This window comes from Microbacterium hydrocarbonoxydans, from assembly GCF_011752045.1.
In the GTDB taxonomy this organism is placed as follows: Bacteria; Actinomycetota; Actinomycetes; order Actinomycetales; family Microbacteriaceae; genus Microbacterium.
In genome coordinates, this window is sequence record NZ_JAAKXW010000001.1 from 225,585 (window position 1) to 239,773 (window position 14,189).

The 14,189-nt window shown below is 70.2% G+C and carries 15 protein-coding genes; 11 read left to right on the forward strand and 4 right to left on the reverse strand.

Translation table 11 applies throughout. From position 1 onward, the window contains the following. Window positions 1–31 precede the first annotated feature (31 nt). From G6G98_RS01120 to G6G98_RS01135, 4 genes are read left to right on the forward strand one after another with little or no spacing between them, the layout of a single operon-like run. On the forward strand, window positions 32–559 hold the full coding sequence (locus G6G98_RS01120; protein WP_067352554.1) for an RNA polymerase sigma factor: 528 nt from the start codon (window positions 32–34) through the stop codon (window positions 557–559). Continuing rightward, window positions 552–1,529, forward strand: a complete 978-nt coding sequence (locus G6G98_RS01125) for a hypothetical protein (RefSeq protein WP_067352551.1) — start codon at window positions 552–554, stop codon at window positions 1,527–1,529. Before G6G98_RS01120 ends, G6G98_RS01125 begins: the two co-directional genes overlap by 8 nt. Beyond that, window positions 1,526–2,020: a hypothetical protein gene (locus G6G98_RS01130; protein WP_067352548.1), complete on the forward strand. Its 495-nt coding sequence runs from the start codon at window positions 1,526–1,528 to the stop codon at window positions 2,018–2,020. Before G6G98_RS01125 ends, G6G98_RS01130 begins: the two co-directional genes overlap by 4 nt. Window positions 2,021–2,023: 3 nt before the next feature. Continuing rightward, window positions 2,024–2,959, forward strand: a complete 936-nt coding sequence (locus tag G6G98_RS01135; RefSeq protein ID WP_067352545.1) for a quinone oxidoreductase family protein — start codon at window positions 2,024–2,026, stop codon at window positions 2,957–2,959. A gap of 4 nt (window positions 2,960–2,963) precedes the next feature. Here G6G98_RS01135 and G6G98_RS01140 read toward each other — a convergent pair whose 3' ends face one another. Then, the gene (locus tag G6G98_RS01140; RefSeq protein WP_084788294.1) at window positions 2,964–3,608 is read right to left on the reverse strand and encodes a hypothetical protein; all 645 of its coding nucleotides are present in this window, start codon (window positions 3,606–3,608) and stop codon (window positions 2,964–2,966) included. 193 nt (window positions 3,609–3,801) lie between these two features. Between G6G98_RS01140 and leuA the strand changes: the two genes are divergently transcribed. Beyond that, window positions 3,802–5,562, forward strand: a complete 1,761-nt coding sequence (gene leuA, locus G6G98_RS01145; RefSeq protein WP_164233848.1) for a 2-isopropylmalate synthase — start codon at window positions 3,802–3,804, stop codon at window positions 5,560–5,562. A gap of 79 nt (window positions 5,563–5,641) precedes the next feature. Here leuA and G6G98_RS01150 read toward each other — a convergent pair whose 3' ends face one another. Then, complete coding sequence (locus G6G98_RS01150; protein ID WP_164233847.1) at window positions 5,642–6,346, reverse strand: trimeric intracellular cation channel family protein; 705 nt, start codon at window positions 6,344–6,346, stop codon at window positions 5,642–5,644. Between the two features lie 34 nt (window positions 6,347–6,380). Here G6G98_RS01150 and recO point away from each other — a divergent pair, with 34 nt between their 5' ends. Together recO and G6G98_RS01160 are read left to right on the forward strand one after the other, a co-directional pair. Beyond that, the gene (gene recO, locus G6G98_RS01155) at window positions 6,381–7,124 is read left to right on the forward strand and encodes a DNA repair protein RecO (RefSeq protein ID WP_067352535.1); all 744 of its coding nucleotides are present in this window, start codon (window positions 6,381–6,383) and stop codon (window positions 7,122–7,124) included. Next, window positions 7,121–7,918, forward strand: coding sequence for an isoprenyl transferase (locus tag G6G98_RS01160; protein WP_164233846.1), 798 nt, complete (start codon window positions 7,121–7,123; stop codon window positions 7,916–7,918). The genes recO and G6G98_RS01160 overlap by 4 nt, the downstream gene beginning before the upstream one ends. Here the strand turns inward: G6G98_RS01160 and G6G98_RS01165 are convergent. Then, entirely contained in the window at window positions 7,864–8,469 is a 606-nt protein-coding gene (locus tag G6G98_RS01165; RefSeq protein WP_164233845.1) for an AAA family ATPase, read from the reverse strand. The two genes, G6G98_RS01160 and G6G98_RS01165, sit on opposite strands and share 55 nt — an antisense overlap. Window positions 8,470–8,522: 53 nt before the next feature. Between G6G98_RS01165 and G6G98_RS01170 the strand changes: the two genes are divergently transcribed. After that, the gene (locus tag G6G98_RS01170) at window positions 8,523–9,209 is read left to right on the forward strand and encodes a DsbA family oxidoreductase (RefSeq protein ID WP_067352524.1); all 687 of its coding nucleotides are present in this window, start codon (window positions 8,523–8,525) and stop codon (window positions 9,207–9,209) included. Here G6G98_RS01170 and G6G98_RS01175 read toward each other — a convergent pair. Then, window positions 9,206–9,700 (reverse strand): glutathione peroxidase, encoded by a 495-nt coding sequence (locus G6G98_RS01175; RefSeq protein ID WP_164233844.1) that lies wholly within the window; start codon window positions 9,698–9,700, stop codon window positions 9,206–9,208. The genes G6G98_RS01170 and G6G98_RS01175 overlap by 4 nt on opposite strands. A gap of 59 nt (window positions 9,701–9,759) precedes the next feature. Here G6G98_RS01175 and dusB point away from each other — a divergent pair, with 59 nt between their 5' ends. From dusB to dnaG, 3 genes are read left to right on the forward strand one after another with little or no spacing between them, the layout of a single operon-like run. Next, window positions 9,760–10,914 (forward strand): tRNA dihydrouridine synthase DusB, encoded by a 1,155-nt coding sequence (gene dusB, locus G6G98_RS01180; RefSeq protein ID WP_164233843.1) that lies wholly within the window; start codon window positions 9,760–9,762, stop codon window positions 10,912–10,914. Beyond that, the gene (locus G6G98_RS01185; protein ID WP_067352516.1) at window positions 10,904–12,325 is read left to right on the forward strand and encodes a deoxyguanosinetriphosphate triphosphohydrolase; all 1,422 of its coding nucleotides are present in this window, start codon (window positions 10,904–10,906) and stop codon (window positions 12,323–12,325) included. Before dusB ends, G6G98_RS01185 begins: the two co-directional genes overlap by 11 nt. Continuing rightward, window positions 12,325–14,184, forward strand: a complete 1,860-nt coding sequence (gene dnaG / locus G6G98_RS01190; RefSeq protein ID WP_067352513.1) for a DNA primase — start codon at window positions 12,325–12,327, stop codon at window positions 14,182–14,184. The genes G6G98_RS01185 and dnaG overlap by 1 nt, the downstream gene beginning before the upstream one ends. Window positions 14,185–14,189: the final 5 nt, after the last annotated feature.

The following is a 14,189-nucleotide window of genomic DNA, read 5'->3' on the forward strand; positions in this document are numbered from 1 at the left end:
CGACGGCGGCGAGGCCGCCCACCGCGGCGCCATGAGCGCCGGCAGCGAAGACCCGAACTCGCTGCGCAACGAGGTCTTCTCCCGCGTCTTCGACGAGAACTGGGCAGCAGTGCGGCACCACATCGAGTGCGTCGTCGACGACGACGCCGAGGTCACCGAGCTCGTGTCCGAGGTCTTCCTCACCGCGTGGCTGCGCCTGCGGCCGCGCAGCCCGATGGACCGGATCTGGCTGCTGCGAGCCGCCGACCGCATCCTCCGGGCCCGGGCGACGCGCACGACGACACGACGGACGGCGCTCGACGCCGTCCACCAGGGCATGTCGGGGACGCCGGATCCGCCGGAGAACGAGGCGCGCAGCGCGGTCCTGAAAGCTTTGGGTGTCCTCACCCCGGCTGAACGGCGTATCATCATGCTCACGCACTGGGACGGACTCGCGGTGGGGGAAAGCGCTGAATTGATCCGCAGGTCCCGTCCCTGGGTGCGCAAGACACTGCTCCGCGCCGAACGAAGACTGCGGACGGAGCTCGGCCTGGAGGGGGCGGGAGACGCGGATGCCTGAGAACGCCGTACTCGAGCGGATGCTCGCGGACGCCGATCCGGCGCGCACGGCGCGGGACGCGAAGCCCGACGCCGCCGCGCTGATGACCCGAGATCGGATCATCCGGAGGGGCGCGGCATCGCGTCGCCGAGCGCCTGTCGTCGTCGGCTGGGCCTCGGGTCTCGCCACGGCGGTCGCCGCGGTGGTCGTCGCGTTCGCTGTCATGATCCCGCACGGCGTGGCCGTCGCCGGCACCCCGCGACCGCTCGACTTCGCAGACGGCGGCAGCGTGACGCAGATCCTCGACGCGGCGCAGGCGGACCTCGCAGGGGACCCGGGACCGGCGGAGCCGCTGCGCACCGTGCGATCGGCTGTCTGGGCGTTCACCTTCGGCGTCGACGACGAGCGCACCGAGATCGTGCCGCAGCTGACGACGCTGCACTGGGAGCCGGACCTGTCGGGGCGGATGACCATCGTGGCGGGCGAGCCGTACGATCCGGCCGATGCGGCGGCGAACGCCGACGCGGAGGTGACGAGCACGGGGGAGGTCACCACGGATCTCCTCATCAAGGCGGGCCAGTTCAACACACCCGTCGCCGAGCCTCCCGGATCATCCCGCGAAGACGTCCGGGCTGCGCTGACAGCGTTCGGGCTCCCCGCGGACCCCTCCTCGTCCGAGGTGGTCGCGGCTGCCACTTCGCTCCTCGAGCAGTGGACTCTGACGAACGAACAGGAGTCGCAACTGCTGGCCATCCTCGCGGAGACCGGCGACGCGCAGGCACTCGGCACGACGACGGATCGACTCGGCCGTCCGGTCGCGGGCCTGCGGATGCAGTCGGCGGACGGCGCCGCGGCGGATGTCCTCCTGATCTCCCGCGACACCGGCAGGATCGTCGGCGTGGAGCGCACCGCGCTGCTCAGCGAGGACCCGATCCCGGCGGGAGCGGTCATCTCCTACCGGATGTGGGACGTGGAAGGACTGATCGAATGAGACGATCGCGGATTCTGACGGCGGTGCTGGCGGGCCTGCTCTTCGCGGGGGCGCTGACCTCTCCGGCGGCGGCCGACTCCGAAGGGGAGACGGACGTCGATCCGCTGATCTCGGAGATGCTCGCCGAGGTGCCCGGCGGCGTCCTGATCGACTCCGATCACGCGGTCTGGCCGGAGCTCGGCATGGAGCTGGAGGTTCCCTCGCTCTCGGCCTCGAACCGTTCGTCGAGCCTCAGCACCGCCTCGGTGGGCAGCTGCGCGAGCGGAAGCGTCTGCGTCTTCAGCGGCTATTCGCTCGGCGGCGCGAAACTCAGCTGGGGGGTCTGCGGAATCCACTCCATCCCGTCATCCTTCACGGCGCGCTCCGTCGCGCATGCCCGCTCGTCCGGATACACACAGGCGCGCAACGGGACCACCGTCGTCGCCACGGCGTACGCGAACGGCTGGGCGAACATCTACGGCTACGTCTCGAACGTCCGCTGCGTCCTCTGAAACGTGGCGAGGCACTGGATCGCGACGCGCTGGGGCGCGCCCGAGACCTGGGAATTCGGCGAGTTCGAAGTGCCCGCGCCCGCGCGCGGCGAGGTCACCATCCGAGTCCGCGCCGCCGGGGTGAATCCCGCGGACGCCAAGCACGTGGCGCATCCGCGTCCTGGCGCGGGGCTGCCGGTGCCGATCGGCTACGAGGTCTCCGGGGAGATCACCGCGCTCGGACCGGGAACCCGCATCGGCTCCGGTGAGGCGCGAATCGGCGACGAGGTCGTCGCCTTCCGGGTTCGCGGAGGCTACGCGACCGAGATCACCGTCCCCGCCGACAAGGTCTTCGCCAAGCCGAGCACGCTCAGCCATGCCGAGGCGGCGAACCTGCTGCTGGCAGGGACGACGGCGGCCGAGATGCTGGCGGTCACCGGCGCGGCGCCGGGGGAGACGATCCTGCTGCACGGTGCCTCGGGCGCCGTCGGGGTGAGCGTGCTCCAGCAGGCGCGCCTGCGCGGCATCCGCGTGATCGGCACGGCCGGCGAGGCGCGGGCGGACGTCGTGCGCGGGTTCGGCGGCATCCCTGTGCGCCACGGGGTCGGTCTCATCGCCCGCATCCGATCCGCCGCGGGCGGTCCGGTCGTCGCGGCCCTCGATGCCGTCGGGACCGACGAGGCGATCGACACGTCCCTCGAGCTGGTCGCCGACCGGCGCCGCATCGTCACCATCGCGGCGCCGGCGAGAGCCGCCTCCGACGGGTTCCTTGCGATCGCGGGGTCCCAGCCGGACAGCGCCCGATTCCGCGACGAGGTGCGCGCCGAGCTCATCGCGCTCGCTCAGAACGGCGACCTCGTCGTGCCCGTCGCCCTCTCACTCCCGCTCGAGGCGGCCCTCGACGCACAGCGCATCATCGCCACCGGGCACCCGGGCGGGAAGATCGCCCTGATCCCGTGACCGCTCAGTCGACCTCCCGAAGCGCCGAGGTCACGAGGACCACGTCCTCGCCGTACTCGGCGTCGACCGCGTCCTGCAGCGTCCCGTCGTCCCAGACGACCTGCAGCCAGACGTAGCCGCGCTCCGTCCACAGGCTCAGGGCCTCCGTGCCCAGACGCGCCGAGATGTCGTCCTGCACGCGGGTCAGCTCGGCTTCGTCCGTGGTGCCGTCGACCCCGCCGGTCGGGTCCTCGGGTCGCATCGGGTCGAAGAGCGCGAGCATGATCGCCTCGCCGTCGGAGACGAGCCGCTCGCCGTCGTAGCGCCCGTACACCGCATACGCGCCCCAGGTGGTGTCGCCGCTCGTCTCGCTGCCGTCGAGGCCGGTCCAGCTCCAGCCGTCGAGGGGGACCCCCGAGCACTGCGGCGGGTAGGACTCCATCACCGGACCGAGGCACAGCTGCACTTCGCCCCCGGTGTCGAGCACGGTGCCGACGCCCAGGACGCGACCCTCAGGGGGAACGGGATGCGCTTCCTCCAGGCGTGCGTCCGAGGGGACGGTCGTGCTCGTCGGAACCGGGGAGGCGGGGCCCGCGGTGCAGGCGCTCAGCGCCAGCAGGGCGGCGACGGATGCGGCGGCGAGAGACAGGCGACAGTGCATGATGCTCATGACTGACAGTGTCGGCCGGCCCTGTTTCGTCTCAACACGGGTCGAACGCCGCTTCCCGTGCTGGTACCATGGCCGCATGCCTTTCGGCGGTCTGCTTCTTCTTAGCTGCCGCGACGAGTCCTGAGAGCTAGGGCCTTCCTCGTCGCGGCGCTTGTGTTGGCCCGATCATCCTGACGAGAGAAGAAGCCCCATCATGCAGAACACCCAGCGTCCGTCCGCGATGCCGATCCACAAGTACCGTCCCTACCATGAGCAGATCCGCGTCGATCTGCCCGACCGCACCTGGCCCGCGAAGCGCATCACCGAGGCGCCGCGATGGTGCGCCGTCGACCTCCGCGACGGCAACCAGGCCCTCATCGACCCGATGTCGCCCGAGCGCAAGCGGGTGATGTTCGAGCTCCTGGTGAGCATGGGCTACAAGGAGATCGAGGTCGGCTTCCCCTCGGCCAGCCAGACCGACTTCGACTTCGTGCGCCAGCTCATCGAGGAGAACCTCATCCCCGACGACGTCACGATCCAGGTGCTGACCCAGGCGCGCGAGCACCTCATCGAGCGGACCTATGAGTCGATCGCGGGCGCCAAGCAGGCGATCGTCCACTTCTACAACTCCACCAGCGTGCTGCAGCGGGAGGTCGTGTTCCGCTCCGACCGCGAGGGTGTCAAGCAGATCGCGCTGGAGGGCGCGCGGCTGTGCCGCCAGTACGAGAAGCGCATCCCGGACACCGCGGTCTACTACGAGTACTCGCCGGAGAGCTACACCGGCACCGAGCTGGAGTACGCGGTCGAGGTGTGCAACGAGGTGCTGGAGATCCTCGAGCCGACGCCCGACCGCAAGGTGATCATCAACCTGCCGGCGACGGTCGAGATGGCGACGCCCAACGTCTACGCCGACTCGATCGAGTGGATGAGCCGCCACCTGGCCCACCGTGAGAACGTCATCCTGTCGCTGCACCCGCACAACGACCGCGGAACCGCGGTCGCCGCGGCCGAGCTCGGATACATGGCGGGCGCCGACCGCATCGAGGGATGCCTGTTCGGAAACGGGGAGCGCACCGGCAACGTCGATCTCGTCGCGCTGGGCATCAACCTGTTCACGCAGGGTATCGACCCGCAGATCGACTTCAGCGACATCGACCAGGTCAAGCGGACCGTCGAGTACTGCAACCAGCTGCCCGTGCCCGAGCGGAGCCCATGGGCGGGGGACCTCGTGTTCACGGCGTTCAGCGGTTCGCATCAGGACGCCATCAAGAAGGGCTTCGAGGCCATGGAGGCCCGCGCGGCCGCCGCGGGCGTCACGGTCGACGAGATCGAGTGGGCGGTGCCGTACCTGCCCGTCGACCCCAAGGACCTGGGGCGCTCGTACGAAGCGGTCATCCGGGTGAACTCGCAGTCCGGCAAGGGCGGCGTCGCGTACCTGCTGAAGGCGGATCACGCGATCGACCTGCCCCGCAAGCTCCAGATCGAGTTCTCCGGCGTCGTGCAGGCGAAGACGGATGCCGAGGGCGGCGAGCTCACCAGCGAGCAGATCTGGTCGATCTTCTCCGACGAGTACCTGCCGGCGGCGGACGCGGAGCACAAGTGGGGCCGCTACGAGCTGCTGGCCACGCAGACGCGCAGCGACATGTCCGGTGAGGTCGTGCTCGACGTCGTGCTCCGCGACGACGAGGAGCGGCTCGCGGTCACAGGTTCCGGCAACGGCCCTGTGGCGGCCTTCGTCGAGGTGCTGCGTGCCCAGGGCTTCGACATCACCGTCTACGACTACGTCGAGCACGCGCTCAGCGCCGGCGGCGACGCGCAGGCCGCAGCCTACGTCGAGCTGCAGGTCGGCGACCAGCGGCTGTGGGGCGTCGGGATCGACGGCGACATCTCGACCGCGTCCCTCAAGGCGATCGTGTCGGGCGTGAACCGCTCGATCCGCACGCGTCAGCAGGAGCTCGTGACCACCGGTCGTTGAGCGAGCGAAGCGAGACGAAACGCCTCATCTGACGTTCGACGTCGGGTGAGGCGTTTCGTCTCGTCGCTGCGCTCCTCGCTCAACGACCGGGTTCCTCCGGGGTCTTGATGATCGGGATCATCCCGGTCTCCGCCGCGACCTTCCGGCGGTAGAGGCGGCGCTGCTCTGGCAGGGAGACGTCGAAGCTCACGGCGAGGATGCGGATCACGGCGGTCAGGATGATGCCGATGACGGCGGCGAGGGTGATGGACATGCCGAACGCGTTCCCGATGACGATGAACGTGCAGCCCGCACCCGCGGCGACGGCGTACAGCGACCCCACGTGCATGATCGACACCGGCAGGCCCATGAGCATGTCGCGGAGCACGCCGCCGCCGACGGCTGCGCACGCGCCGATGAAGACCGCGGGCACCGGCGGGACCCCGAAGGCGATCGCCTTGCTGGTCCCGAAGGCGCCGAACATCCCGATGACGACGGCGTCGAGCGCGACGATGACCTTGTTCAGGCGATTGAAGATACCGGCGAGGAGCATCCCGAACAGGGCGGCGCCGGTCGCCGTGAGCAGGTACCAGTCGCTCTTCAGCGAGGCCGGAGGCAGCCCGAGCAGGATGTCGCGGATGAGACCGCCGCCCATCCCGATCATGATGCCGATGATCGCCACTCCCAGCCAGTCGAGCCGACGCTGGCCCTGGAAGCCGGAGGCGAACATCGCGCCCTGGACGCCGCCGAGACCGACGCCGAGCAGGTCCGCCCAGAGGGGAATGGTGAAGAGCGGTTCGGTCACCCGTCCATTGTCCCGCACAGAGGATAATCGAACCGTGCCGACCTACCGAGACGAAGCAGTGATCCTGCGCACCCACAAGCTGGGTGAAGCCGATCGCATCGTCACGATGCTCTCCCGGCGGCACGGCAAGGTCCGGGCGGTCGCCAAGGGCGTGCGCCGCACCTCGTCGAAGTTCGGCTCGCGGCTGGAGCCGTTCATGGTCGCCGACGTCCAGCTGTATCAGGGCAGATCGCTCGACATCGTGCAGCAGGCCGAGTCTCTGGGCGCCTACGGGGCGGACATCGCCGCGCACTACGACCGGTTCACCTCGGCGAACGCGATGGTGGAGACCGCCGACCGCCTCAGCGACGCGGAGGCCACGCCGGAGCAGTACCTTCTGCTCGTCGGCGGTCTGCGGGCGCTGTCGCGCGGGGAGCACGCGCCGCGCAGCATCCTCGACTCGTACCTGCTGCGCGTGATGGCGCTGTCCGGGTGGGCGCCGTCCCTCGGCGACTGCGCCCGGTGCGCCGCCGCCGGCCCGCACTCGACCTTCGTCGCGCAACTGGGCGGGCTGGTGTGCCCCGACTGCGCACCGGCAGGAAGCCCCCGCATCGCGGAGAAGACCCTCGCGCTGCTGCGGTCGCTGATGGCGGGGGAGTGGGACGTGATCGACGCCGCCGCGCCGGCCGAGACCGCCGCAGCATCCGGCCTTGTCGCCGCCTATGCGCAGTGGCACCTGGAGCGCGGCATCCGCTCGCTCGCGCATGTGACAGACATCCCCCGAGAAGGAGCCCGGTGAGCCCCAAGCCCTACACCCACAAGGATGCCGTGGCGTACCGGCCCCTGGACTGGACGGGCGTCCATCCGCCGGCGTTCCCGGCGGTGCCCGAGCATGTCGCCATCGTCATGGACGGCAACGGCCGCTGGGCGAACCGCCGCGGCCTCACGCGCATCGAGGGGCACAAGGCCGGCGAGGAGGTCCTGCTCGACGTCGTCGCGGGCGCGATCCAGGCCGGCGTCAAGCATCTGTCCGTGTACGCGTTCTCCACCGAGAACTGGGCGCGCTCTCCGGAGGAGGTGCGCTTCCTCATGGGCTACAACCGCGACGTGCTGCATCGCCGCCGCGATCAGCTGAACGAGTGGGGCGTGCGCGTGCGCTGGGCGGGGCGCAAGCCGAGACTGTGGGGGTCCGTCATCAAGGAGCTGCAGTACGCCGAGCAGCTCACCCGGGGCAACGACGTGCTGACGCTCACGATGTGCGTGAACTACGGCGGACGCGTCGAGATCGTCGATGCGATGCGCAGGATCGCGGCGGAGGTCGCCGCCGGCCGCGTGAAGCCGAATGCGATCAGCGAGAAGATGATCCGGCGCAACCTCTACGTGCCGGACATGCCCGATGTCGACCTGTTCCTGCGCAGCTCGGGGGAGCAGCGCACCTCGAACTTCCTGCTCTGGGAGTCGGCGTACGCGGAGATGGTCTTCCTCGACACGCTCTGGCCGGACTTCTCGCGCGAGGAGCTGTGGCGCGCGATCGGGATCTATCTCTCCCGCGACCGCCGCTTCGGCGGGGCGGTGGACGCGCCCTCCTCCTGAGCCCGGAGCCACCGCTCGGCCTCCCGCGGATGCCGCAGGCGCACGATGATGAGGTGCGGGTGCTGGGCGGCGATGAGCGGCATCCTCTCCTCCCACTTGTGGCGCGTTTCGCGCTGCCAGCGGAGGATGTCGTTCTCACCGGTCCACGCCGCGCGGGTCCACAGCGCGGGCTCGACGTTTCCGTTCCATAGCCGGGTTCGCAGCAGGCGCCGCGACACGGTGCGTCGGACGAGCCGGCGACGGGCCAGCGGGAACGGATAGTCGAGCCAGATCGCGAGCTCGGCCCGCGGCGTCATGATCTCGTCCGTCCCCTTGCTCGTGTACTGCCACTCGGTGACCCACCGGTCGGTGGCGGCGAAGGCGCGGACGTCGTCGAGGAACTCCGGGCGCGGCGTCCAGTCCGGGCCGTGGAAGAGGCCGTCGATCTCGACGTGCCGCAGACCCCAGGCGGCTCCGAGCCGCCGGGCCAGCGTCGTCTTGCCTGAGCCGGTGACTCCTGCGATCAGCACCCGCGAGGGCATGAGCGGCAGCGGATCGTCGGCGGAGAGCATCAGAGAATACTAGCCGCGGAATAGCCTCAGGATGCATGCGGTTGGATGGGAGTGTGACTGAACCCATCTCGATCGACATCTGGTCCGACATCGCCTGCCCGTGGTGCTACATCGGCAAGCGCAATCTCGAGAAGGGGCTCGCAGCCGTCTCCGGCGACGACGACGCCCCCGAGGTCACCGTCACGTTCCACTCGTTCGAGCTCTCCCCGGACACGCCCGTCGACTTCGACGGCGACGAGGTCGACTTCCTCGCGGGCCACAAGGGCATGCCGCGCCCGCAGGTCGAGCAGATGCTCTCGCATGTGACCGGCGTCGCGGCCGATGCGGGCCTCGAGTACCGTTTCGACCTGCTTCAGCACACCAACACGGTGAAGGCGCACGAGCTGCTGCACTTCGCGAAGGCGAAGGGACTGCAGCACGAGATGGAGGAGCGGCTCATGTCCGCCTACTTCACCGAGGGGAAGCATGTCGGCCGCATCGACGACCTCGTCGAACTCGCCGTCGAGGTGGGACTCGACGCCGACGAGACCCGTGAGGCGCTCGAGACCGCGCGCTACCTTCCCGCCGTGCGTCAGGATCAGGCTCAGGCCCGCGCCTACGGCATCCAGGGCGTGCCGTTCTTCGTGATCGACGGCCAGTACGGCATCAGCGGCGCGCAGCCGCCCGCGGCGTTCGAGAACGTGCTCCGCGACCTGTGGGCCAAGCGCGGCGAGAGCGAGCAGGAGGTCGCGGCGGTCTAACGCGCCAGCGCGGCCTCGATCGTTCCCACGATGGCGGGGTCGTCCGGAGTGATGTTCGGACGGAACCGGCGCACGTCGCCGTCGGGGAGCACCAGGAACTTCTCGAAGTTCCACGCCACGCGTCCCGCCTTGCCCTCGGCGTCCGGGGTGTCCTTCAGCGCCTTGTACAGGTCTGCGGCGTTGCGGCCGTTCACCTTGACCTTGTCGGCGATCGGAAAGCTGATTCCGTACGTCGTCGAGCAGAACTCGAGGATCTCGTCCACGGAGCCCGGCTCCTGACCGAAGAACTGGTTGCAGGGAAAGCCGACGACGCTGAATCCGCGGTCGCCGTAGAGACGCTGCAGCTCCTCGAGCTGCTCGTACTGAGGAGTGAGCCCGCACTTGGACGCGACGTTCACGACGAGCACCACATCCGCGCCGAGATCGTCGAGCGTCTTCTCCGCGCCGTCGGCGTCGGTGAACGGGATGGAGCGGACTGAGGGATCGGTCATATCCCCAGCCTAGATCGATGCGCCGTCACCGGCTCGCGGTCTGGGAGAATGGAGGAGTCATGACTGTCGCCACCGCCTCCGCACGAACCCTCCGCATCGGACCCATCGATCTCGACGTGCCGGTCGTGCTCGCGCCCATGGCGGGGATCACCAACACCGCGTTCCGCCGGCTCTGCCGCGAGTACGGGGCGGGGCTCTACGTGAGCGAGATGATCACCTCGCGTGCGCTCGTCGAGCGCAACGAGACGACCATGCGCCTCATCCGCCACCACGAGTCGGAGACTCCGCGATCGATCCAGCTGTACGGGGTCGACCCGCACACGATCGCCGAGGCCGTGCGCATCATCGTCGCCGAGGACCACGCCGACCACATCGACCTGAACTTCGGCTGCCCGGTCCCGAAGGTCACCCGTCGCGGAGGCGGAGCCGCGCTCCCGTGGAAGAGCCGCCTGTTCGCCGACATCGTCACCCAGGCCGTCAAGGCCGCGGGAGACATCCCGCTCACCGTGAAGATGCGCAAGGGGATCGACCACGACCACCTGACGTTCATCGAGGCGGGGCGTGCCGCGGAGGATGCGGGAGCCGCGGCGGTCGCGCTGCACGCGCGCACCGCGGGGGAGTACTACTCCGGGAACGCCGACTGGAACGCGATCGGCGAGCTCAAGCAGGCGGTCACCAGCATCCCCGTGCTCGGCAACGGCGACATCTGGTCGGCCGACGACGCCGTGCGGATGATGGAGCAGACCGACTGCGACGGCGTCGTCGTCGGTCGCGGCTGCCTGGGCCGTCCCTGGCTGTTCGGCGACCTCGCCGCCGCCTTCGGTGCGGAGTCGACACCGGTCGACGCGACGCTCGGCTTCGTCGCCGACGCCTTCCGCCGCCACGCGGAGCTGCTCGTCGAGTTCTTCGACGACGAGGACCACGGATGCCGTGACGTCCGCAAGCACGTGGCCTGGTACTTCAAGGGCTACCCGGTCGGCGGCGACATCCGGACCGGTCTCGCCACGGCGTCCAGCCTGCAGGACATCGACGATCTGCTCGGTCAGCTGGACCGCGACGCGCCGTATCCCGGAGCGGATGCCGAGGGTCAGCGCGGTCGCGCCGGCCGGCCGAAGCGCACGGCGCTGCCCGACAAGTGGCTGGAGTCGCGCGAGATCGGCGAGTCGACGTCGGAGATGATGCGAGGCGCGGAGATCGAGAACAGTGGCGGCTGATCCTTCGACGGTCTCAGGAACCCCGCGCACGGACGGCTACGACCCGCGCGACGCCGAGCGCTTCTTCGCCGAGACCCACCGTTCGGAGCGGGACGACTTCGCCCGTGACAGGGCGCGTGTGCTGCACTCCGCGGCTCTCCGCCGCCTCGCGGCGAAGACGCAGGTGCTGAGCCCGGCGAGCACGGCAGACTTCGCCCGCAACCGGCTGACACACTCGCTCGAGGTCGCGCAGGTGGGCCGGGAGCTCGCGTCCGCGCTCGGGGTGTCTGCCGACGTCGTGGACACCGCCTGCCTCAGCCACGATCTCGGCCACCCGCCGTTCGGGCACAACGGCGAGCGGGCGCTGAACGAATGGGCCGAGGACATCGGCGGCTTCGAGGGAAACGCGCAGTCCCTGCGCATCCTCACCCGCCTCGAGGCGAAGGTCCTCGACGACGACGACCGCTCCGTCGGCCTGAACCTCACGCGGGCCAGTCTCGACGCGACCTGCAAGTATCCGTGGACCGTGGACAGTCCCGTGCCCGACCCCGGGGGCCGGCTGAAGTTCGGCGTGTACCCGGAGGACGAGGCCGTGTTCCGCTGGATGCGGGAGGGCGCTCCAGGCCGCCTGCGCTGCATCGAGGCCGAGATCATGGATCTCTCCGACGACATCGGCTACTCCGTGCACGACTTCGAGGATGCGATCGTCAACGGCTACGTCGACGTCGCCCAGCTCTCCGATCCGCGGGAGCACGACGCCCTGATCGACCGGATCCAGCAGTGGGTCGGCTACGACTTCACTCGCGACGAGCTCGCGGATGCGCTCTACCGGCTTGCCGGGATCCCGATGTGGCTGCGCTCCTTCGACCGCTCTCGCCAGGATCTCGCCCGGCTGAAGAACCTCACGAGCGACTTCATCGGGCGCTTCGCGCGCGCCTCCGTGTCCGCGACCCGCGAGGCCTACCCCGGTCGCGCCCTGGTCCGCTACAACGCGCACGTCGTGGTCCCGCGCGTCGTCGAGGCCGAGATCGCGGTGCTCAAGGGCATCATGGGGCAGGCCATCGTCACGATCGACGCGCGCAAGGGCGTCTACAAGGAGCAGCGCAGGGTCCTCAAGCGCCTCGCCGACGCCCTCTGGTCGACCGACGCGCTGTGGTCGGCCGGCGCCGACGTGCTCGAGCCCGCCTTCGCGGCCGACTTCGTCGCGGCGGCGACGGATGCCGAGCGCGCCAGGGTGGTCGTCGACCAGATCGCGAGCCTCACCGACCAGAGTGCGATCGACTGGCACAACCGTCTCGTCGGAGAGATCGACCCGGCGGAGGTCGGCATCTGGACGCCGCGGCACGCGCGTCCGGGCGCGCGCGTGCACGGGGAGCGTCGACCGCTTCCCGAGCTCGCCGGCCGGCAGGCGGCATCCGAAGGGGCGGGCTGATGCCCCGGATCCGCCAGGCCGACGTCGACGAGGTCAAGGCGCGGACGAACATCGCCGACATCGTCGGCGAGAGGGTGGCGCTGAAGTCCGCCGGCGTCGGCTCCCTCAAGGGGCTCTGCCCCTTCCACGACGAGAAGAGCCCCAGCTTCCACGTGCGTCCGCAGGTGGGCTACTACCACTGCTTCGGCTGCGGGGAGTCGGGTGACGTCTACTCGTTCCTCCGCGAGATGGACCACGTCAGCTTCACCGAGGCCGTGGAGCGCCTTGCCGGGCGCATCGGCTACACCCTTCACTACGAGGACGGCGGAGCGGCGCCGGAGACGAGCGGCCGCAGCCGCCTGTACGCCGCCAACACGGCGGCGGCGGAGTTCTTCCGCTCGCAGCTGCTTTCGCCCGACGCCGAGGCGGCGCGCCGCTTCCTCGGTGAGCGCGGCTTCGATGCGGGAGCGGCAGCCCACTTCGGCGTCGGCTTCGCTCCCCGCGGATGGGACGGGATGCTCAAGGCGCTCAGCGCACAGGGGTTCACCCGCGAGGAGCTCACCACAGCCGGGCTCGTCTCCACCGGGCAGCGCGGCGTGTACGACCGCTTCCGGGGGCGGCTCGTCTGGCCGATCCGCGATGTGTCGGGTCAGACCATCGGTTTCGGCGCCCGCAAGCTCTTCGACGACGATCAGGGGCCGAAGTACCTGAACACGCCGGAGACGCCGATCTACAAGAAGGCCCAGGTGCTCTACGGGCTGGACCTCGCCAAGCGCGACATCTCGCGGGGGGACCCGCGGCGGGTGGTGGTCGTCGAGGGCTACACCGACGTGATGGCCTGCCATCTCGCCGGCCTCACCACGGCGATCGCGACCTGTGGCACGGCCTTCGGCACCGAGCACATCAAGGTCCTCCGCCGCGTGATGGGCGACGACAACGCGTCCGGAGAGGTGGTGTTCACCTTCGACGGCGACGAGGCAGGCCAGAAGGCCGCGCTGCGCGCCTTCACAGAGGACGACCGGTTCAACGCGCAGACGTTCGTCGCGGTGGCCCCTGACGGTCTCGACCCGTGCGACCTGCGCCTGCAGCGCGGCGACGCCGCCGTCCGCGGCCTCATGGACGCCAAGGTGCCGATGTTCGAGTTCGCGCTCGACCGCAAGCTCGCCGGATTCGACCTCTCGACGGTCGAGGGGCGCGTGGGTGCGCTGCGAGCGGCGGCGCCGATCGTCGCCGAGATCCGCGACCGCCTGCTGCGGCCCGGCTACGAGCGCGTCCTCGCGCGCCGCCTCGGCATGGATCCGACGGAGGTCCACGGCGAGGTCGAGCGTGCGGCCCGCGGCGGCGGTCAGCCCGCCTCCCCGCGTCCGGAGCAGCATGCGCAGGCCGAGACCGGCGGCGCCCCGGGGATCGCCGCGGTGACTCTCGCGAGCCTGCCGCGGACGCCCGACATGGCCGTCGAGCGCGATGCGCTGATGGGCGCCCTGCAGTACGGGCACCAGGTCGATCAGGCGCTGCTGTCCCGCGCCCTGGGCTCCCCGTTCCGCACCCCCGGCCTGGACGCGGTGCGCGAGGCCGTGGCCGCCGCCTCCGACCGCACCCGGCCTGGGTGGGTGACGGATGCCGTGAACGCGGTGCGGGAGCCGTACCGATCGCTCGCGGGGGAGCTGCTGATGACCCCGTTCCCCGCGCGCGACGAGGAGGGCGCGCTGGCATCGGCCACGGACCTGGCCCGGCGGCTGATCCTGCGCAGCCTCGAGCACGAGAAGCAGGAGCTGCTCGGCGCCGTGCAGCGGGTGCCTGCGGACTCCGACGGCGGGCGCGCACTGCGCATGCGGCTGCGCGACCTCGATGTGGAGCGTCAGCGCTTCGTCGAGTCGTAACCGCC